We start from the raw sequence: 19,630 nt of genomic DNA, 5'->3' as shown, positions 1-19,630 counted from the left end.
CGGACATGCGCAGACTCCTTCCCGCTCTTGCAGCTCTCGCCTTCCTGCTCACGGGCTGCGCGCCGCACGCACTCACCACAGGGCGGTCGCCGGCCCCGTCGCCCTCGATCTGCACCCCACCCGCGGGAGGCCGATGCGCCGCCGATGTGCCCTGGACAGGCCCAATCATGGTCTCGCCGAATGGACGCCTGCTGCACGGCATCATCAACTGCGGGGGCACCCTTCACGTTGTCAGCCAGACCGCTGACCGGGTGACGGTCCGACTCCACGTAGGGGCCATGGGTCCGGGCAGCATGAGCTGCGCACGGGTCGACATCGCGTCCCCCCTGGCTAGACCCCTCGGCCGCAGCTCGGTGTACGACAGTGTCTCGGGTCAACGACTTCTCGTCGTGGTCGCGCCGCTGTGTCGCGGGCTCGCCCTACGTTGCGGCCGGTGACCCGGTACGCCACCCTGGACTGGCCCAGATCCCCAACGAGAGAGACCGCGTTCACGGTCTGGACCGGCTCGTATGAGGGAAGGGCAGCTGCTGCGCAACGCGGGAAAGCTGGTCTATAAGGGGCACGCTGTGGACCGCCATCGACCACTTCGCAGGAACCTGACCCAAACCGGACCGAACGGCATGAGCTAGACGCCAACATCTGAGGTATTCCGGGCGACGGCCGCGACGACCTCTGCCACCCGGCGAAGGTTCCGCCCCAGTCGCCGCGACCTGAGGTGGACCGCGGCACAGGAGCTAGAGCGTCTGGGACACGGTCACGCGAACCTTGCCCCCGGTGACTGTCAGGTCCGGAGCCGTGTCAGCGGACACGGCCTGGTACCCGGTGGCCGTCACGCTCACGCTCAACCGACGCGGGTCTATGTCTTCCTCCAGCGCGACCGCCGCAGTCGACCCGTGGTCGTTCGCCCCGGTGACTTCGCACGAGATCCGCACCGTGGCCGGGGCGTGTTCTGGACGCCAGAACGGCCAGCTGTCCACGGTGCACCACAACCTGGAAAGGGTGGACAGTGAGCTCGGCCGGTACCCCGCGGCGAGCAGTGCCGCACGGGCGTTGAGCATCTGTGCGCGAATGGTCGTCGGCCCGACCAGTGGTCCGGACGCCACGCCGGTTGGCAGTTCGTCGCCGATGTAGGTGCCCTCCCGGGTCACCGCAACTGGGTCGCGACCGGTGAACTGGTGGTAGACGCGTCGCCCGTCACGTTCGGCGACATGGAACGGGTCAAGCTGCACCCAGGCGACCGCCACCACGACGAAACCCAAGAGGAGCGAACCCGCGCACCCGAGCGCCCATCGGCGGCCGGCGCTGACCGTGGGGAGCGGTGCGGGAGGCGACATGGCAGCAGTATCCGGGTCAACAGTTGCTACCCGATCCTGTTTGCCGCATTCCCGGTCCCGTCCTTGTCACCTCGCTCAACTGGTAGGTAGGTGGGGAGCCCAGCCTGACGTTCCGAGGGCCCGATCAGACCGCGGAATCCATACGTCTGATGTTCGTCCAGCCGGTCCAGCCCCGTTCCTCGAGGAGCTCGAGCAGGCGCGGGGCGCAAGGGAAGGACTCGATGAATGCAGCGTCGAGCAGCGCGACCAGGTCGTCGCTGACTGGGTACTCCTCCTCAACCCCGACCGCCTGCGCCGCGGCTGCCTCGATGAACGCGGCCACCCGGTCCGCAAGTGCCGGCAGTCGCGGGTCGTTCGCCCCGCACTCGGCGAGCTCCCCGACATCGAGGTAGAGCCGACGCAGCCCCTCGTTCTCGAGCTGCGCGTGCTTGATCGCCATGAAGGCCGGTACCTCGTCCGGCATCTGGGCCGCGATGAGGATCCAGCTGTCGCGCTCGACCTCGATCAGCCGTTCGCGGAATCCGAGCTCGCGCATCCGGTCGAGGTAGGCCACGGTCTCCGGCGGCAGCGCGAGGCTGTCGCCGGAGGCCAGCTTGGCGATGCGTTCACGGTGACGCTGACGTTCTCGGATCTCGGCGCGCAAGCGGCGGTCGATGTCCTCGACCGCCGCCGCGAACTCGTCGGCATCTGCCATCAGGAGCTCACGTACCCGCGACAACGGCACCCCGGCGTCGGCGAGCGTGCGGATCTTGACGAGCTCGACGACCGAAGCCGCGTCGTAGCGCCGGTAGCCGGAGTGGTCCCGCTCAGGCTCGGGGAGCAAGCCCTTGGCGTGGTAGTGACGGACCGCCCGGACCGTCACCCCGGCATACGACGCGATCTGGCTGATGGTCAGCATGGCCCTATTCTGCGAGCTCGCTGGCCGCTCCGGGGCGGCTCGGGACCCGATCGCCGTGGACATCAGGCGATCTTGCTACCGAAGGTGCGCATCGCGATCGCGTAGGCGACGAGCAACAGACCGACGCACCACGCGAGGGCAGTCCAGACATCGCTGCCCACCGACTGCTCGGCGTAGAGGTCACGAATGGTGTTGACGATCGGGGTGACGGGCTGGTGTTCGGCGAACCACCGCACCGGGCCCGGCATACCGGAGGTGGGCACGAACGCCGAGCTGACGAACGGCAGGAAGATCAGCGGGTAGGAGAACCCGCCCACCCCGTCGACTGACTTCGCGGTCAGCCCGGGGATCACCGCAAGCCAGGTGAGCGCCAAGGTGAACAGCACGATGATCCCGAGGACCGCGAGCCAGGCCAGCACACCCGCACCGGAGCGGAAGCCCATGACCACCGCGACGATGACGACGAGCGCGAGCGAGGTCAGGTTCGCCACGACCGAGGTGAGGACGTGGCTCCACAGCAGGGCCGACCGGCTGATCGGCATCGACTGGAAGCGCTCGAACATGCCACCCGAGACGTCCATGAACAGACGGAACGCGGTGTAGGCGATGCCGGAGGCAACGGTGATCAACAGGATCCCGGGCAGCAGGTAGTTGACGTAGCTGCCGCCCCCGACCTTGATGGCCCCACCGAAGACGTAGACGAACAACAGCAACATGGCGATCGGGGTGACCGCGGTGGTGATGATCGTGTCCGGGCTGCGCAGGATGTGTCGCAGCGAGCGCTTGAGTAGGACAAGGGTGTCGTGGAAGAAGTAGGTGCTCATCGGTCGGTCCTTTGCTGGTGAGGGCTGTCGTGGCCGACGATCGCGAGGAAGATGTCTTCGAGGGTCGGCTGCTTCTCGACGTACTCGACCTCGGTCGGCGGGAGCAGTCGCTTGAGCTCGGTGAGCGTGCCGTCGGCGATGATCCGTCCCTCGTGTAGGACTGCGATCCGGTCTGCGAGCTGCTCGGCCTCGTCGAGGTACTGCGTGGTCAACAGCACCGTGGTGCCCTGACCGGCGAGCTCCCTGACGGTCTTCCAGACCTCGAGCCGCGACTGCGGGTCGAGGCCCGTCGTCGGCTCGTCGAGGAAGAGCACGGGTGGGTCGCCGATCAGGCTCATCGCGATATCGAGGCGACGGCGCATGCCGCCGGAGTATGCCGCCGTCTTCCGTCCGGCCGCGTCCGAAAGGTCGAATCGCGCGAGTAGGCCGTCGGCGATCGTGCCCGGATCCTTCAGACGTCGCAGCTGGGCGACCAGGACCAGGTTCTCCCGGCCGGTGAGGATCTCGTCGACAGCAGCGAACTGTCCGGTGAGGCTGATCGACTCACGCACCTGCGCCGGCTGGGTGGCCACGTCGTACCCGTTGACGACTGCGGTTCCACCGTCGGCCTTGAGCAGGGTCGACAGGATTCTCACCGCGGTGGTCTTGCCGGCCCCGTTCGATCCCAGCAAGGCGAAGATGGTGCCCGTCGGGACGCTCAGGTCGACGCCCCTGAGCACCGCGTTGTCGCCGTAGGACTTGGTCAGTCCTGCGATCTCGATGGCATTTCTCGTGGTCATGGCACAAGCCTGCAAGCCTGACCCTGCGTCAAGGTCAAGAGCACTAGCCGGAGGCGACCGATCTTAGGACCGCCCTGGCCTGGGCGGACCCGCCGACCTCGGCGTCTCATGTTTGCCTCAGCGGTCGATCATGCGCTGCATGGCTTCTGGGTAGCGGTCGCCTTGGACCTGGACGCTGGTCGATGCCCTGTCAAGCTCGGCCAGGTCCTCCCGCGTGAGCTCAAGGTGTGCCGCCCCCAGGTTCTCGTCGAGGCGCTCGAGACGCCTGGTGCCGGGGATGGGCACGATCCACGGTTTCTGGGCAAGCAGCCAAGCCAGGGCGACCTGTCCGACAGTGGCGCTCTTGCGCTGGGCCACGCCCTTGACGAGGTCGACCAGCGCGAGGTTCGCCTTCAGAGCCTGGCTCTCGAATCGAGGGAGCGTGGCTCGTATATCTCCCTCGCCGAACTGCGTAGCAGCGGTGAGCTGTCCGGTAAGAATGCCGCGTCCCAGCGGGCTGAAGGGCACGAACCCGATGCCCAGCTCCTCAAGGACGGGAAGGACCTCGTCCTCGGGCTCGCGCCAGAACAGCGAGTACTCGCTCTGCAGCGCCGTGACCGGGTGGACCGCGTGCGCGCGACGGATGGTGCTCGCGCCCGCCTCCGACATCCCGAAGTGGCGCACCTTGCCTGCCTCGATGAGTTCTTTGACGGTGCCGGCGACCTCCTCGATGGGGACATCAGGGTCCACGCGGTGCTGGTAGAGCAGGTCGATGGTGTCTGTGCGCAGGCGGCGCAGCGACCCGTCCACGGCGGCGCGGATGGCCTCCGGTCGGCTGGTGACGCCGGTTTGGTTGCCAGCCTCGTCGAAGGCGAACCCGAACTTGGTGGCAATGACGACGTGGTCGCGGACGGGCTGCAGCGCTTCACCGACGAGTTCCTCGTTGTGGAAGGGTCCGTAGACCTCGGCCGTGTCGAACAGGGTCACGCCGCGGTCAACGGCCGCCCGCAGGAACGTGATCATGTCGTCTCGCGGCGGTCGTGGGCCGAAGGACTGGCTCATGCCCATACAGCCCAGGCCGAGCGGTGACACGGCCAGCCCGGACTGACCGAGTTTGCGTGCGTCCATGGTTGTTCTCCTTGCTGGTTGTCGCGGGTTAGGGCTCTCCGGACGACCCGATTGGACCGCGTCGAAGGGATCTCAAGGTGTCACCCCTCAAGGGAACGGCACGCGCGACACCCGTAACCGGCCCTGCTGAGAGGGGTACTCACAGAGCCTCCCACGGGCCGCGTGGGCCCTTACCGTGAAGGACGTGACCGCCAAGACCGACCTGCGCGACTTTCTGACCACCCGTCGCGCCAAGCTCACCCCGGACCAGGCCGGGCGGCGCGTGTACGGGGCAAACCGCCGGTCACCGGGCTGCGCCGGGAGGAGGTCGCTTCGCTGGCCGGCATCAGCGTCGGGCTCTTTGCCGCCGTCCTGCTCGTCGTCCTTCTGGCGATGCTTGGACGAGGCGGCGTTCGGACGGATTTCCCAAGGAAGTCGAAACCCCAACGTTGAGCGCTCGTCGGTCACCTCATACGCGGTCGGATGTCGATGCTGGCTGTGCTCACCCAGGCCGGATGGCGGTGGCGACCATGGGAAGATCAGGGGATGCTCCAGGGCGAGCTGACCCACCGAGTGGGCGGTCCACCGCAGGACCGCCTGACATCCGCCGCGGGGTTCCAGGCCCGGTCCGGGATCACGCCGGATTCGAGGAGTGGAGGGGTGGGTCTGGGTGACATGGTGTTTCCCTAGTGGGCCAAGCGGGCGGAAGCCTCGATCATCAGCGCGTGGACGAAGGCTTGGGGCAGGTTGCCGCGCATCTGGTGTTGGTGAGGGTCGTATTCCTCACTGAATAGCTGCGGTGGCCCGCAGGCGGCCCGGGTCCGTTCGTACCAGGCTTGGGCCTGGACCGGCTGGTGCTGTTGGTCCAGGCTGAGCGCGACAAGGAAGCCGCAGAGAAGGAACGATCCCTCGGCGTCCTGTAGAGGGCGGTTGTCGTGCCGAAAGCGGTAGGCGAAGCCGTCTCGCGTGAGATCGTGTAGGTAGGCGTTCAGGGTTGCGACAGTGCGGGGGTCATCCGAGGCGACGGCGCCGCGCAAAGCGGGCAGCAGTAGAGCGGCGTCGAGCGCGGGGTCATCCGGGGACCGTTGCCAATGCCCGTCGCGATGAAGAGCATGCGTGGTGGTGTCGGCAGTGATGCGATCGGCCAGCCTCAGCCAGTCCGCGCCTTGGGCCGGGGCCGGATGCACGGCCGCGATCGCGCGCAGTCCAGCGACGGCGGTCAGACGGCTGTGGGTCCAAGCACGGTTGTCTATTTCCCAAATGCCGGCGTCAGGTTCAGTCCATCGGTGGTTGATCGCGCCGGCTGCGGCTTCGGCGGCGCGCCAGCCGTTGGTGTCAAGGCGCTCGTGACGGGCGGCCGCGGCGAACAACAGGAGCGCCTCACCGAAGGCGTCCAGTTGGAACTGCTGGTTAACCCAGTTCCCGACGATGTCGTAACCGCCGGGGTACCCGCGCAGACCTAGGTGGCGCTGATCGGGTACCGCCGCGCCCGTGGTGGTGTAGGCGGGCGCCAGCTGGTCGCCGTGTTCGAGGAGGCGGTCACCGACGAACGAGACTGCGTCATCGAGCAGGGGGTGGGACCCCGCGGCGGCGACGGCTTGCCCCGCGTAGCACTGGTCGCGGATCCACACGTAGCGGTAGTCATAATTGCGTCCGGCTTCGGCGCGCTCGGGCAGGCTGGTTGTGGCGGCGGCGACCATACCGCCGCCGCTGCTCGTGAGTCCGCGCAGCACCGCGTAACTGCGTCGGGTATCCCGCGGCGCCAGGACGTTGTCAAAGGTGGGGACTGCGGCGCGCCAGGCCGCTTCGGTGGTGGTCCAGGCGGTGTCGGCGTCGGCCGGGTCGTCCGGTAGGCGCTGGTCGCTGAGCTCCAGGACCAGGTCGTGGTGTTGGCCCGCCTCAAGGTGGATCTCGCCGTGCAGGGCATGGCGCCGGTGTCTGGGCCGGGCGTCGTGGCCTCCGGTCCAACGCATGTGGATGCCGCCGCTGCGACCCGTCCATATCCCTCGATGCCGATGCAGGTCCTCGAGCGGGTGCGTACCGTATCCGGCGTGGGGCTCCATATCGATCGTGACGGAGTTGGCCCCGTCGATGGCGTGGATGCGGCGCAGCAGAACTACGTGGCGGGGGTCTCCGGGGAAGGCGAGCGCGTCGCGGCATTCGATGATGCCCGAGTCGGTGACCCAACGGTTGTGCCAGATCATCGAGCCGTCTTCGTAGTAACCGCCCCACACGTGGCGCCCCACAGGAGACACCGTGTAGTGCCCGGCGCCGCCGATGAGGGAGGTGAAGACGGCCTCGCTGTCCCAGCGGGGCGCGCAGAGCCACACGATGTCTCCTTGCGGGCCGACCACGGCGCCGCGCTCACCGTCGGCCAGCAGCGCGTATTCGCGGAGCACCTGCGGAGGGATGCGGTCGCTCGGGCTCGTCCCTGTCGTCATCGCCGTCCCCGAACCCGGAGCGCACCGGGGAAGGCGGCGCCGAGGACGCCGTGATGCCGGGACGCCCTGAACTGCGGATCATGCCCGTGTCGTTGGTCGCCAACGATGCCGTACGCGCCGAAGCCGCGGCCGTCCGCGTCGCCGGCCGGATCCCACAGCTTCACCACGGTTCCTCATCATGACGCTGGGGGTGGGGTCGCTGGGACTTGAACCCTGTCTTTGCAGCAACGATGCGGGGCATCCGTGCGCAGCTCCTAACTGGATCAAAAGGTCGGGCCCGGCCCAGGTCGTCCAGCCCAGGCCCATAGGCCGGAGTCGGAAGGTTCACCGCCAGCGCGCTCACTCTTGTAGCAAGGACACCAGATGGGCCGCCGGTAACTGTTCATGTGCTTGCGTATCTGCCTCAGGGCAGCTCGATTCGCCTCCTGACGGGCGAGGACGTCCTTCCGTCAGTTCGGGGTGACGTCGCGCTGGCCCGATGTCGCGGCGGCCCGCCGCACCTCCTTCTGGTCGTCCTGGATGACCCGCTCCGGAGCGTCCTCCACACCCACTAGCTTGGTCAGCAGGTCCTCGTCGTCCTCGATGTCCAGCCGTTGGGCGACCGACCTCAGGACCTCGCTTTGGGCGTCGAGCTTGGCCTGCACTGCGCGCCCGTCCCGGTTTTGGGTGTTCTGGATGATGAACACCATGAGGAACGTGATGATCGTGGTCCCGGTGTTGATCAACAGTTGGTAGGTGTTGTTCCGGAAGTGGCCTGGGACGAAGAAGCCGCCGATGAACCACAGCACGACCAGCACCAGCGCGGTGACTATTGTCGGGACGGAACCGAGCCAACCAGTCACATGGCCGATTGCCCGGGTCAGCCAAGTGCTCCGGTCTTCCGGGCGGTTCTTCACGTCTCTGCCCTTCCTGGCGGCGACGGGTGGTTGGTGGCGTCGCTGAGTGTGAGAGTCAGCACTGCCTGGATGTCCTCGTGAACGTCCCCGGCCAGCTCAAGTAGAGGTGGCAACTGGGTGCCCCGAGATTCAAGCTGCCGGCGCGTGTTCATGGCCTCTCGTCCCTGAGCTCAGTAAGCCCACCCCAGGTAGGCGGCGCGAGGTCCCTGGTCTCGGGCATCGTCGAGTGAGCGCTGGATCTGACGTAGACGTCTCGTGGCCCTGTGGATGCACGGGAACAATACTTGCACCAAAGGATGCGACCTCGCAACCATTGCGCGGCGCATGGAACTGTGCCGAGATCGCTGGGTGACCTCTGAGCAGCAAGATGGCGGCAGCCCTTCTAACACGCACTTCCGTTCACGAGGATCGCTGAGGGCGCGCTAGTTGCTCCTGGCTGGCCCTCGCCGCCATGAGGCGGCCAGTGCGGTGAGGTCACCGGCGATATGTGCCGAGACGTGGCATTGACCGCTCCGGCACGGTCAATCGGCTGCCGGCGCCTCGAGGGCCTTGGCATCGAGCTCCCGGACGCCGTGCACCTGGACCTGGACCTGGACCTGCGGCTGTGGAGGGGGGCCGTAACGGGCATGCCGTCGTGTCGGTGTCACTTCCCTCGACCACACGGCTCGACTGTTGGGGATCCTCAGCGCCGGCGTCTGAGTCTCAGCGTGCGTTCATGCTCGCAGGCGGGCTCCCCAGCTGGAGCGGACCGTCTGCCCGCGCTCCAGGCGGATGACACCTTGACCGGTTTGGAAGGCGTTGGGTGGGCACGTCATGGGTTCAGTCCCCAACCCGCGACGTCGACGCGTCGGGTCGAGGCTGTCCGCGGTGTACAGCTCGATGATGGGGTACGCCTCATCGACCCATATCTCGCTGGTGCGTCCGTCGGTGCCGGTCAGGGCGACCCACGCGCGATCGTCGGCGTCGCGGTCCAGGTCGGTGAAGGCATGGTCCACGTGTAGGTCACCGATCCGGCGTGTGCTCCGGAAGTCGAAGGCCGTGCCGGCGACGTCTTCGGTGCCCACGGGGAGCTGCCGCTCTGGGTCGGTGAGGATACGGGTGTGCGCGGCAAGCTGCAGTTCGCAGTCATCGATCAGGCCCGGACCGGGGGAGAGGTAGGGATGCTGCCCGCATCCGTAGGGGCAGGCCTGATCGCCGATGTTGGTGGCGCTGGTGGTGACGCTCAGGCCGGCACCGTCGAGGCGGTAGTCGATCTGCACCTCCAACATGAACGGGTATCCCTGCAGCGGGTAGAGGGTGGCGGCCATGACAAGGTGATTCTCGGACTGGCGGAGAGGTTGCCAGGGCCGCCAATGGAGGAACCCGTGGATGGCATTGTGTTTCTCCGGTTCGGTGAGAGCGACCTGGTAGTCGGTCCCCTCGAAGCTGTACCGGCCGTCACCGAGGCGATTGGGCCAAGGGATCAAAGGAGCACCGTGGGCGCCGTCGCACATCGCTCCCTCAGCGTAGGGCTGCAGCACGTCCCGGTCACCGACACGGTAGGAGCGAATGCCGCCGCCGACCTCGACGACAGTGACCTCCTGATCTCCGTCCCGGAGCACGTACTGCTGACCCGAGGGCGAATTCGGCACGAGATGTCTCTCTTTCCATGTTGTGAGTTGAGCCGTCCAGGCGTGAGGGCAGGTCCCGTGGATGATCGGGTGGCGGGGGCCTGGACGCGTTCGCATGATGAGGCGGTGCCCCTTACCGGGAGTGCGCCGTCGTCGCTTCCTGATCACCAAGAGTGGTTGGTCCCGGGTCGCAGCGCCCAGACCCGAGCAGCCCAGTCGCCTGGGCCCGCGCACCGAGTGCGCAAGGGGGAGCGCGGGGTCATGGCTCTCTGGGCAGGGTTGGGCCCCCGACCCGCGCGTCGTGCAGTGCGGCCTGATCCTCTCGGACGGCCTCGTGAGCGAGGTGCTGGCCCTCAGGGGTGGGGGGCGCGATCTGGTCGGAGAAATACAGCCGGCCGGCCGCAGCCTTCAGCCGGTCGCGCCAGTGGGTCGAATCCTCTGGCGTCTGCCCATGCGCACTTGCTCCGTTGGGATGCGAGGGTTCGCTAATGCCGACGGCGTGCGGTGGAGCGTTGTCCGTGTGCTGCTGTGCGCGTGAGACCAAGGGCCACTGGGCGTAGGGCGATAGTGCTTCGTGCCTCTCGATGAAGCCTCCTCCGGCGGTTCGCACGAGCATGCCGGTTTCACGTCCGTGCGTCACTAGGGCGTGGTCGCGGCGCTGAAGCGAGAGGCAGATCCGGCGCGTGACCCACGCGACCGTGAACGGCGCCACGAACAGTAGAACACGCAGTGTCATGGTGATCGCCTCGATCGACAGGTGCAGCTTCACGGCGATGATGTCGTTCCCGCCCGCCAGGAACAGGCAGATGTAGAAGGTGAGGGCGCCGGCGCCGATACTGGTGCGGGTCGGGGCGTCCCGAGGACGGTCGAGCAGGTGGTGCTCCTGCGGGCCTGCCCGTGTTGCCCAGCGTTCGAGGAACGGGTAGGCGAGCGCGGCGCCGTACATCGCCGGAATGAGCAGGACGCCCGGCACGAGCACGTTGAGGCTCAGCGTGCGCCCGAAGGCGTGGATCTCCCACGGGAGCATGAGCCGCAGCGCTCCCTCGGCGAAGCCCATGTACCAGTCCGGCTGCGAGCCAGCCGACGCAGCCGTGGGGTCGTAAGGACCGAACATCCAGACCGGGTTGATCGTGACCAGCCCGGCGATGAGGGCGGTCACGCCGAACACGATGAAGAAGAACCCGCCCGCCTTGGCCAGGTAGACGGGCATCAGCGGGAAGCCCACGACATTGCGGTTGGTCCGGCCCGGTCCTGGGAACTGAGTGTGCTTCTGGATGAAGACGAGCAGGACGTGCGCTAGGGCGAGCCCGACCAGCAGTGCCGGCAACAGCAGGATGTGCACGGCATACAAGCGCGGGATGATGTCGTTGCCTGGGAACGGGCCGCCGAACACGGCGAACGACAGCCACGAGCCAATCACGGGTATTGACAGCATCAGGCCGTCGGCGATCCGCAGACCGGTGCCGGAGAGCAAGTCGTCGGGCAAGGAGTAGCCGGCGAAGCCCTCGACGATCGCGAGCAGCGACAGGCACGACCCCAACATCCAGTTCAGTTCCCGCGGCTTGCGGAACGCCCCAGTGAAGAAGACCCGCATCATGTGAACGGCGATCGCCACTGTGAACACGAGGGCGGCCCAATGGTGCAACTGTCTGATCAGCAGTCCGCCCCGCACGTCGAACGAGATGTCCACGGTCGAGCGGTACGCCTCACTCACGGGGATGCCACGTAACGGGATATAGGAGCCGCCGTAGATGACTTGGCCGGAGCTCGGCACGAACCAGAAGGTCAGGAAGGTCCCGGTGATCAGCAAGACGATCAGGGAGTAGAGCGCGACCTCTCCCAGCATGAACGACCAGTGGTCTGGAAAGACCTTGCGCAGCAGTGGGCCGCTCGGCTTGGCGATCCCGGTGCGGTCGTCCAGCCAGCCTGCCACGCCCCCGAGTTCCTGCTTCACCCCCATCACCACCTCCGGTACTTGGCGATATCGCTGATGCGCAGGGGCAGCCCGGTGCCCGGCGATGGCTGGCCTTGGGTGGAAGCTCGCACGATGACTCCTGATGAAACTATGTGCGCAGAGTCATGGGTTGCACTCACGCAACGACTCTCGCCGTACTTCGCAGAATCACACGCGTACACCCCGATCGCAAGCGCAACCATTGATTTAGCGCAATGAATGGCCTACCTGGGCCCCATGAACGCGAAGAGGACGGTTCGAACCGAGGCCTCCGATCCTCGTCACGTTGCCCCGGCTTCGGGTTCTGGTGCCCGTGACCAGCCGGCCAGCCTGAATCTGGCCGTGATGGAGAACATGACCAGCGCCCGGCGACGAGCTCTCGCCGGCGCGCCCTCGAGTCTTTCGCGGCCGCTGCCGGGGAGCCTTCCTGGGCCAGGAGACGTACCTCCTGGGACTGCCTGCCTGAGCGGCTTCTTGGTCCCTCAGATGGGCCGGTAGGGCGGGAGCTTCAGCCCGACATCCTGCATCGCGGGCCCGCTGACCACGTACAGGCTTCCCGCGGCAAGCTCTGCAGCCGCCGCCTCCAGCCACGCGGGCGGCGGCAGGGGGACACCACGCTTCTGCAACGCCCGGCCGAGCGCGTCCCTCGCCTGCTGCTGCGTGGCCCCTCGCGCAGTTTGGAACGCCTCGTAGACCGCCTGCTGCATCAGCGCGTTGCGACGCCGCCGGGCCGAAGGCCCGTCCGCGTCGTTGATGGACACGTCCACTCCTCCCGTTCCGGTTGGCCGGGGGAGGTCTAGCAGGTCTGATTCGGGCGGCTCGCGCGACGAGACCTTTGACGGAGGGCAGGCGACGCGTTGGCCCAGGGGTGCGGCGCCACCCGCCAGGACCGCGGCGATGGCTGCGTCGGTGAGGGCCACCCTGGCCCGACCGGGTACCCACGCGGCCAGCAGGGCCATGCTGGCCGCGTGTGACAGGTCGATGGCCCGCGCAGCCGTCCGCGTGAACGGCCGGTCATCGGCAATCAGCACTACGGCCTGGGCCACGTGCCGCACACCCAGGACCCTGGCGGTGACCCGGGCCCGGCGGTCCAACCGGGGGCCGGCCAGGGCCGACGACGTGCGCTGAGGGTCCAGGAGCAGCGCAAGACCGTAGCCGAGCCTGGCCACGTCGCGACTCCTCATTGCCGGGCCGCCGCGATGGTCGGCTGCAAGATTGTGATGTCCGGGCTCATCGTCGCTGGGCCGCCCCCTGGACACCAGACAGGGTGGCCCCGACGGCCCCGACACTGAGCAGCCGTGGTGCTGCAATGCCCACGGCTCCGGGCCACGAATGACGCACGGACCATCGACCCTGCCCGTGGATGCCGAACTCGGGGCTTCTGTCGGCCGACTCCCAGAGGCCCTTCGGAGGGTTCCGGACGCTGCCGCTTCTCGGTCTCCTGACAGGAGATCCACCGTCCGGGCCAGTTGGCGGTCGTGCAGCCCCGAAGGCACGCATTGGCCATCAACACAATTGGCAACGTACCGCCGCGCAGCCAGTCGTCGCGCCAGGTCGGAGGGTCCGAGGACATGGCCTGAATGTATCACGCAATCATTGCAGTTACGCAATCGTTTGAATGGCGGTTCCTCATTGACAGCCTGGGCCCAACTGGTCGTAGGCGTTGACGGGCCAATGCCGTCCGTCGTCGGTCTCCTTCATGGCGGCGAGAACGAGCTCAGCTCGGTAAAGGTCACCGGGACCCCAAGCGGCCCTGGCGCTAGATACGGCCTGGACGACGACGCGCCGTGCGCGGATCGGCGTAGGCGTTGGCCAGGTGGATACGCCAGGTGCCCGATGACGTCCGACCGGTCCGGTGGCACTGTCGGCAACTGTGATCTGAGATGGCGGTGCTCGCCTGCCAAATTACCCCGCGAGCGATCTCCAAGAGATGGAGTGGGCAGATGAAGTTGTCGAGCTGGAACGTGACGGCGCCGAGATCGTCGGGGTTGGGATATCCACCCACCAGAGCGGTGCTGCACTCGGCGGCCGCTCGCCGCTGGGTCTCCGGGACGCTCGCGGTAAGCGTGTCCGCGCTGATGTCCATGGTGGTCGCGGCCGGACCCGCAGCGGCCACCCCCTACACGGCGGGAGACGTCTTCGTCTCCGTCGGTAGTGGTCTGGTCAAAGAGTTCACTCCGTCGGGCACGCTCGTCCAGACCCTCGACACCACCACCGGCACTCCCTACACGACGGGTTCGGCGTTCGACGGCGCTGGCAACTTCTACGTCACCGGCTTCTCGGGAAACGCGGTGACCAAGTTCGACACCAATGGAACGCTGGTCGGATCCTTTGGTAGCGGCTACAACGCCGACCCGGAGTCCATGGTCTTCGATGCCGCGGGCAACGCATACGTCGGGCAGGCTGACGGAACCACCAATATCCTCAAGTTCGACGCGACCGGTGCACCGCTCGCCTCTTTCGCGCCCACCATCCGGGAGCGCGGAACCGACTGGATCGACCTGGCCGCAGACCAGTGCACCATCTACTACGACTCCGAGGGCCCGAACGTCCACCGCTTCAACGTGTGCACCAACGCCCAGCTCACGGACTTCACGACCACACCTCTTCCCGGGTCGTACGCATACGCGCTGAGGATCCTGCCCGGCGGCGGCGTGTTGGTCGCAGACAGCCAGCAAGTCGTTCGCCTGGATAGCTCCGGTGTGGTCGTGCAGACGTACGCCGTCCCGAACGACAGCTCCCTGTTCGCGCTCAACCTAGACCCAGACGGGACCACCTTCTGGACCGCCGACCTCGGCACCGGCGACGTCGCCCACTTCAACATTGCCTCTGGTGCGCTCTTGGGCCAGTTCAACGGGCTCAGCGCCGGCGGCAGCGTCGTTGCCGGCCTGTCAGTTCGGGGCGAGGTCACCGCGGCCCACCAGTACGCCATCACGCTGACACCGGCGACAGGCAGCGCACCGGCCGGAACGACGCACACCGTCACGGCCACGACCACTGACGCTGGGGCCCCACTGGCCGGTCAGACGGTTCACTTCGCCATCAGCGCAGGACCCAACACAGGGCAGACCGGGAGCGGCACCACCGACGCCTCCGGGCAGGCAAGCTTGACGTACACCGGTAGCGGAGGCGCAGGGACCGACACGATCGGCGCCTCGTTCACCGACCCGGCCTCGGTCACCCTGCAGTCCAACCCGGTCACCCAGACCTGGACAGCGGTCAACAAGCCGCCAGTAGCGAATGACCAGTCCGTCACCACCGCGCAGGACACCGCGAAGGCGGTCACCCTGACGGCCACCGACCCGGAGAGTGATCCTCTCACCTACGCCGTGGTCGCCTCCCCAGCTCATGGCACCCTTTCGGGGACCGCACCGAACCTGACGTACACCCCGACCACGGGCTACAGCGGGCCGGACTCGTTCACCTTCAAGGCCAACGATGGCACGTCCGACTCGAACACGGCGACCGTCTCCATCACGGTGACCCCGAAGGTGAACAGCTGCGCCACCACGGCCCCGACCCTCGACACGTCCGTGTCACGGGACCAGAAGTGGGCGTCCGCCAAGTTCTACGCACCGAAGCTGACGACCGGCGGGGCCGGTGAGCTGCTTCTCGCGTTCATCGAGGCAGATGGTCCAACCGCACCCACCCAGACAGTGCGAAGCGTCTCCGGTGGCGGACTCACGTGGACCATGGCTGCAAGGTCGAACAGCACCTGGGGAACGACCGAGGTCTGGCAGACCTATGCGACAGCCCAGCTCACCGATGCCACGGTCGTCGCGACGCTCGCCAAGGCCTATGACGGTTCCATCACCGTCGCGGCCTTCCGGGGGGCAGCCAACCACGTCGCGGCCACTGCAGACGGGGCCGGAACGGGCGGCCCCGCCTCGGCCACCGTGATCCCCCAGGGATGCAACTCCCTGGTCTGGGCCGCCGGTCATGACTGGACCCACGCTAAGACGCCGCTGCCCGCTCCAGGTCAGACGCTCGTGCACAAGTTCATCGACACACGTGTACACGATTCCTTCTGGACCCAACGGGTGGACGCACCGACCGTGACTGGCACGCCGGTGACGGTGTCAGACACCGGATTCACCACTGACCGGTGGACCATGGCAGCCGTGGAGATACCGGGAACCTAGCAATCCTCGAACCAGCGGCCTCCCTCATGCCGAACGCATGGGGGAGGCCGTCACGTCCGGCCCAGCGCATCACGCCCTCGCCACCTTTTCGCCCGGGGTCGCCTGATCAGATCAGAAAGGAGCGATGGCGCGACGCCGCACACCCCAGCCCCGAGAGGCCTCCGCGGGCGTCCATACCCATGTCCCAAACCAACGTCTCGAAAGGGGGCCACACGATGAGCACTGAGAACCGCGACCCCGGCTACCGGCATCGGGTACGCCCGGGTGTCGATCCTCGAGCAGGACGGGCGTGCTCGTGCTCCACAATCGGGATGGCGGGTTTGCTTTGCCACTGCCAGCGCGTCAGGTCTTGAAGGTGAAGCCGTCGGGGAGGCCGTCGACGGTGGTCCGGCCGTCGGCATCGACCGCTACCGTCACGGATGCGTCGCCGACCCGTATGCCGCGCACCGTGATCGGCCCGAACGGCAGACCCGGCGGGGGTTCCACCGTGATCGTCCGGTTGGGCACGTCGACGGATAGTCCGAGCGCGATGGTGAGGAGCGCGACGGCGGAGGCTGCAGACCATGCCTGGGGCCGGCAGGAGGCGGGATACGGTATCGGTTCACCAAGGACCCCGGTATCGGCGAACAGCTCCGGGTATCTGAAGTGGAAGGCCTCGGCGGCGGTGAGCAGTCGTTGGGCGACGGCGGCCGCCTGCGCGCGATGGCCTTCGCGCAGCATGCCGAGCGCACAGATCGCGGTGTCGTGAGTCCACACTGAACCGGTGTGGTAGCCGAGCGGGTTGAAGCCGCCGTTGTCGCTTGCGTAGGTCGCGATTCCGTGGGTTCCGAGCATTCGGGGTTCGGTGAGGACGTCGGTGACCCGGGTGGCCTCGTCCGCGGTGAACACCCCAGTGCCGAGCCCATGACCCATGTTGGATCCGAGACCGGTCACCGCCTCTCCGTGGCCGTCGATGGCCATGGCGGGGTAGGTGTTGTCGCGCTCGTCGACCCAGAAACGTCGCCGGACGAGGTCTTGCAGGTGGTCGGCGAAGTCTTCGAGCGCCTTGGCGCGGGCAGCGTCCTCGTCCGTACCCAGCACCAGCAGCAGGGTCGACGCCGAACGGGCCGCCTCGACGGCGTAGGCCTGGGCCTCGATGAGCGCGATCGGCGCGTCGGCGATCCGGCCGTCGCGCCAACGGATTGAGTCGCCGCTGTCCTTCCAGCCCTGGTTGGTCAGGCCCTTGCCACTGACGTCGACGTAGGTGAGTAGGCCGTCGTCGCCGGGTGCGATGTCGGTGAGCCAGGTTGCGGCGGAACGGAGCTCGGGCAGCAGCGCGCGAACGTCCTTCTCGGGCATGCCCCACCGCCATGCGTCATGGAGAAGGCAGATCCACAGCGAGGTCGCGTCCACCGTGCCGTAGTACACGGTCGGTAGCTCCAGCCGGCTCGTGGAATCGACGTAGGCGACCCTTCGGACCTCATGGAGAATCTTCCCCGGCTCTTCGGCTCTGAGGGTGTCGTGGGTCGTTCCTTGGCGGCGGGCGAGAGCGCGAAGGGTGCCGGCCGCGAGCTCCGTTCCGATAGGTAGGGTGAGCCGTGCAGCCCAGATGGAGTCGCGCCCGAAAAGCGTGAGGTACCAGGGGGACCCGGCCGCGGCGAAGAAGTCTTCGCGAGCCTGCGGGTCGCTGAGCAGGAGCGACTGCAGGTCTGCGAGCGAGGCCTTCACGGTCCGTTCAAGTCGCGGGTCGCCGGCTGCCACGTGCACCGTGTCGGGCCATGCGACCGCCTCGCTGGCGTCGTCGGCGTCGAACCCGGACGGCACGATCCGCGTGACGGAGGTGCGCAGGACTACGGTGGCCGACTCGCCTGTGTCGATGCGCAGGGGGAGCGTCAGCCGGAGCGCGCCGTCGGGGTCGATCGTCGAGGTTGCCGGGGTCGGATCGCACACGACAGTCACGCGGTGCCGTGAGGTGTTCCACGAGCCACCGGTGGAGGTCGCTGCGGCAGGCACGAGAGTCTCCGGCGCATCCCCACCCTTGACGACGGCGATCTCGGCACCGTCGCCCCCCATAACGACCGTGAGCTTGGCGGCTACTGGGACCGCTCGCGAGGTGACGGTCAGAGTCTCCTCTGCGCCACCGCTGCGAAGCAGCCGGCGCCGGTGCACCTCGACCGTCGGGTCGGCACTGCCCTTGGCGCCGAGGTGGCGGGCCGACCCCACGAACTCGCTCTCCGGGCCGAGCGCGGCTCGACCCACAGGCTCGAGGGGAGCACCCCCAAAGGTGACCAGGCACCGCGAGACAACGCGGGCGTCATCGACGTAGAGGCCCTCGGCCGCGGAGAGACCTATGTCGCCGCCGGCCGTTCCCAGCGCAGTGACGTTGCCGGCCGTGGTGATGACGAGGTCGTGCAGCCATGGCTGCAGGCGTGCCGGCCCGCCGGGGGGGTCGATGCGCTGCGTGTGCATGTGTTCTCTCTCGTGACGGGTGGCGCCGGGCCCTCGGTTCACCATCGGGTTGTTCTGCGTCAGGGTCTTGACAAGCCGTGTGAGAGGTATGAACCTGTCGACCCACGGGTATGAACGTTCATACCGGGGCTGCCGGCCGAATATGAACGTTCCACAACTGAGGGTGGTCGTCAAGGATGACGTTGGATCGGGGGGGTCGCGACCGAGCGACCGTGATCGACGTGGCGCGCGCTGCGGGCGTCTCTCGTCAGACCGTGAGCAACGTCGTCAACCAGCCGGAGCGCGTTGCTGCCGACACGCTGGAGCGGGTCAGGCGCGAGATCGCCCGGCTTGGCTTCCGGCCCAGCCGCGCCGCCCGCAACCTCAAGCAAGAACGTGCCGGCGCCTGGGGCCTCGAGCTCAAGACGGCCGGAGCCGGGCGTCAGGGGAACCTCCTCGTGAACTTTCTCGTCAGCCTCACGACCCTGTCTCACCGGCACGACGCGCACATCGTGCCGTTCACCGCGCCCGACCCGGAGGCTCCGATCGCGGCTTACGAGGACCTCTTGGCCTCTCGACTCGCCGACGGGTTCGTGCTCACCGACACCCGGCACGGCGACCCACGGCCAAGGTGGCTGCGCGACAGCGGCGTCCCGTTCGCGTCCTTCGGTCGGATCTGGGACGACCCGACGCACGCCGGGTGGGTCGACATCGATGGCGCGGCGGGGGTCGACGCCGCCGTGCGGCACCTCGCGGGGAACGGCTTCGAGCGCATCGGCTTCCTCGGCTGGCCGCCGGGCTCGCCGGTCGGCGATGACCGCCGAGCGGGCTGGTCGCGCGCGACGCTCGACCTCGGCCTTCAGAGGTCCGACTGGCAGGCCACGGCCGCGCAGGACTTCACGCTCGCCGCGGCCGCTGCCGGCCCTTTGATCGACCGGTTGGGGCGGGGTGCCGCGATGGTCTGCGCCTCCGATGCCCTCGCTGTCGGCGCCTGGATGGTGCTGATCAACCGAGGCTGGCAGCCCGGCCTGGACTTCGGTCTCGTCGGCTTCGACGACGGTGATCTGGCCGCAGCGCTCGACCTCTCCACTGTCCGTCAGCCGCTCGCCGAGATTGCCGACCGCGTGCTCGCGCTGCTCGGCGGCGAAGGCGACGATGTCGGGCTCCTGATTCCCCCCGAGCTGGTCATCCGGGCCAGTTCCTCCCCTGCGGGCGACCGCACACAATGAAAGAGGCACC

Annotated in this window: 13 protein-coding genes and 1 pseudogene; 3 read left to right on the top strand and 11 right to left on the bottom strand. The window is 67.6% G+C overall.

Annotation, left to right across the window (positions count from 1 at the left end; translation table 11 throughout):
• Window positions 1-734 precede the first annotated feature (734 nt).
• The 5 genes from VGN50_RS05120 to VGN50_RS05100 all read right to left on the bottom strand — a co-directional run bounded on the left by VGN50_RS05120 (window position 735) and on the right by VGN50_RS05100 (window position 4,942).
• Window positions 735-1,334, bottom strand: a complete 600-nt coding sequence (locus VGN50_RS05120; RefSeq protein WP_327443600.1) for a hypothetical protein — start codon at window positions 1,332-1,334, stop codon at window positions 735-737.
• Between the two features lie 124 nt (window positions 1,335-1,458).
• A complete protein-coding gene (locus VGN50_RS05115) occupies window positions 1,459-2,232 on the bottom strand; it encodes a MerR family transcriptional regulator (protein WP_327443599.1) in 774 nt (257 codons plus the stop codon).
• Window positions 2,233-2,294: 62 nt separating this feature from the next.
• Window positions 2,295-3,056, bottom strand: coding sequence for an ABC transporter permease (locus tag VGN50_RS05110; protein WP_327443598.1), 762 nt, complete (start codon window positions 3,054-3,056; stop codon window positions 2,295-2,297).
• The gene (locus VGN50_RS05105; protein WP_327443597.1) at window positions 3,053-3,835 is read right to left on the bottom strand and encodes an ABC transporter ATP-binding protein; all 783 of its coding nucleotides are present in this window, start codon (window positions 3,833-3,835) and stop codon (window positions 3,053-3,055) included. Before VGN50_RS05105 ends, VGN50_RS05110 begins: the two co-directional genes overlap by 4 nt.
• 117 nt (window positions 3,836-3,952) lie before the next feature.
• Window positions 3,953-4,942, bottom strand: a complete 990-nt coding sequence (locus VGN50_RS05100) for an aldo/keto reductase (RefSeq protein WP_327443595.1) — start codon at window positions 4,940-4,942, stop codon at window positions 3,953-3,955.
• A gap of 184 nt (window positions 4,943-5,126) precedes the next feature.
• On the opposite strand from VGN50_RS05100, the pseudogene VGN50_RS05095 reads away from it, so the two are divergent.
• Window positions 5,127-5,284 (top strand): annotated as a pseudogene (locus VGN50_RS05095) (transcriptional regulator); the annotation flags it as partial.
• Between the two features lie 323 nt (window positions 5,285-5,607).
• Here VGN50_RS05095 and VGN50_RS05090 read toward each other — a convergent pair.
• The 5 genes from VGN50_RS05090 to VGN50_RS05070 all read right to left on the bottom strand — a co-directional run bounded on the left by VGN50_RS05090 (window position 5,608) and on the right by VGN50_RS05070 (window position 12,991).
• On the bottom strand, window positions 5,608-7,320 hold the full coding sequence (locus VGN50_RS05090) for a glycoside hydrolase family 15 protein (protein WP_327443594.1): 1,713 nt from the start codon (window positions 7,318-7,320) through the stop codon (window positions 5,608-5,610).
• A 491-nt stretch (window positions 7,321-7,811) separates the two neighbouring features.
• Window positions 7,812-8,204, bottom strand: a complete 393-nt coding sequence (locus tag VGN50_RS05085; protein ID WP_327443593.1) for a low affinity iron permease family protein — start codon at window positions 8,202-8,204, stop codon at window positions 7,812-7,814.
• Window positions 8,205-8,971: 767 nt separating this feature from the next.
• Window positions 8,972-9,889 carry an aldose 1-epimerase family protein gene (locus VGN50_RS05080; RefSeq protein ID WP_327443592.1) on the bottom strand — a complete coding sequence of 306 codons (918 nt, stop codon included), beginning with the start codon at window positions 9,887-9,889 and terminating at the stop codon, window positions 8,972-8,974.
• A gap of 238 nt (window positions 9,890-10,127) precedes the next feature.
• Window positions 10,128-11,828, bottom strand: coding sequence for a cytochrome b (locus VGN50_RS05075; RefSeq protein ID WP_414694562.1), 1,701 nt, complete (start codon window positions 11,826-11,828; stop codon window positions 10,128-10,130).
• Window positions 11,829-12,304: 476 nt separating this feature from the next.
• Entirely contained in the window at window positions 12,305-12,991 is a 687-nt protein-coding gene (locus tag VGN50_RS05070; RefSeq protein WP_327443590.1) for a hypothetical protein, read from the bottom strand.
• Window positions 12,992-13,765: 774 nt separating this feature from the next.
• Here VGN50_RS05070 and VGN50_RS05065 point away from each other — a divergent pair.
• Complete coding sequence (locus VGN50_RS05065) at window positions 13,766-15,964, top strand: Ig-like domain-containing protein (RefSeq protein WP_327443589.1); 2,199 nt, start codon at window positions 13,766-13,768, stop codon at window positions 15,962-15,964.
• A 342-nt stretch (window positions 15,965-16,306) separates the two neighbouring features.
• On the opposite strand, the gene VGN50_RS05060 is transcribed toward VGN50_RS05065, so the two are convergent.
• Complete coding sequence (locus VGN50_RS05060; RefSeq protein WP_327443588.1) at window positions 16,307-18,412, bottom strand: glycogen debranching N-terminal domain-containing protein; 2,106 nt, start codon at window positions 18,410-18,412, stop codon at window positions 16,307-16,309.
• Between the two features lie 176 nt (window positions 18,413-18,588).
• Between VGN50_RS05060 and VGN50_RS05055 the strand changes: the two genes are divergently transcribed.
• Window positions 18,589-19,620 carry a LacI family DNA-binding transcriptional regulator gene (locus VGN50_RS05055; protein ID WP_327443587.1) on the top strand — a complete coding sequence of 344 codons (1,032 nt, stop codon included), beginning with the start codon at window positions 18,589-18,591 and terminating at the stop codon, window positions 19,618-19,620.
• Window positions 19,621-19,630 lie beyond the last annotated feature (10 nt).

Source organism: Pedococcus sp., from assembly GCF_036000045.1.
Lineage (GTDB): Bacteria > Actinomycetota > Actinomycetes > Actinomycetales > Dermatophilaceae > Pedococcus.
The sequence above is the reverse complement of the archived record's forward strand: the minus strand, read 5'-3'. Positions and strand labels throughout refer to the sequence as shown.